This window comes from Roseateles sp. YR242 (assembly GCF_900109745.1).
In the GTDB taxonomy this organism is placed as follows: Bacteria; Pseudomonadota; Gammaproteobacteria; order Burkholderiales; family Burkholderiaceae_C; genus Roseateles.
This window is the reverse complement of the sequence record NZ_FOAV01000038.1, coordinates 1-1,300: the sequence shown is the minus strand read 5'-3', so window position 1 is coordinate 1,300 and position 1,300 is coordinate 1. Positions and strand designations below refer to the sequence as shown.

The following is a 1,300-nucleotide window of genomic DNA, read 5'->3' as shown; positions in this document are numbered from 1 at the left end:
CCGAGCCCTGTGCAGGCCACGGCCGACCCGGTGAGCCGCAAACGCCCGCTCGAACCGGATCAGCCGGGCGAAGGACCAAGCGGGATCGAGCGTGGGGCGCAAACAGTGCACGAGCTGCTCCCGTCAAGGCGTGCTGGTCGGCTCAGAGACGATCAGGCTCGTTCGCTGAAGCCGTGGCAGGAGGCGCTGTTGAAGGCCGTTCCTCGCCACACATATGAAACCAGCGGCGCATACGCCCGCAGGCTAGTACTGGAGCCCGCCCTATGGCCCGGCCCGGTGCTTGCCAAGGATCTGTCGGTGATGGCCGGTATCGGTTTGGGCGTTGCAAATTGCATTCGCAAGCTGCGCGACCTTTCTGTGCTGCGGGAACTGATGCGCGAGCATCAGCAGGAGCAGCGTGAATCCGACCGCGACTACGCCCGGCGGCTTCGGGACTTTGGCGCCCCAGAGTGCTCAGTGTGTTCCGTATTCCAGATGACCTTGGAGAAGCTCGTTTTGGGCACCATGCGGGTGAATACGTCTGTTTTAGGGGGGGCGCAAGAGGTGTCACTGCTGCCCGGCAAGACAGTCTCGGGCGCGGACGAGGCGGTAGATCGGTCGAGCGAGCCACCCGAACGGGTGAGCTCCGGCGAGAAGGTGAGCACCAGTGCAGGTGCCGACGCGTGGCCGCAGCGCCAGCCGCTTCAGCCCTGGCAACAGGCGTTGTTGAAGCTAGAGCCTCCACCCGCACCTGGCTCATTGGAGAGTCGCAATGGCCATGCCCGGCGCCTGGCACTCGCGGCATATGAAGGAATTGGTGTTCTTTTTGCCAAGGATCTCATGTTGATGGCGGGGATCGAGCGGGATGCGGCATCGATCCTGCGATTCCTGCCTAAGCGGGCGGAGCTGTCGGCACTTATGCGCGCTGATCGTCAGAAGAGTTCGGAAACCGATCGGGAATATGCCGCGCGACTCAGGGCCGCTGGTGCGCCGGCGATGGACCTGTGGCGCATGTTCAAGGGGTCCATGTCAAAGAAATCACGGGAGCTGCCAGCGGTGCCGTTGCCCGTGAGCCTGCCACCTGTAGGTCGCCCCGATTTGCCGCTTGTTGCCGCTAAAGGATTGGTGCGACCCCTGAGAGCCATATTGCCCCGTCCGATTCCGGAAGTGAACCGATTCCGTTGGCCACCTATTGCGCCATCAACGGTTCTCCGGGGACCCGGGCCTTCGTCAGACGTCGCGCCTTGACGTACCCGTAGCCTCTGATCTCTTCGATATCGATATGCCTGCGCGATTCCATCTTCTGACCTCACCGCCATCC

1 protein-coding gene is annotated in these 1,300 nt (G+C 62.9%); it reads left to right on the top strand.

The annotated features are described in order from the left end of the window. A partial coding sequence (locus BMY53_RS25235; RefSeq protein WP_218151308.1) for a hypothetical protein occupies window positions 1–1,227 on the top strand: 1,227 nt, incomplete at its 5' end. Window positions 1,228–1,300: the final 73 nt, after the last annotated feature.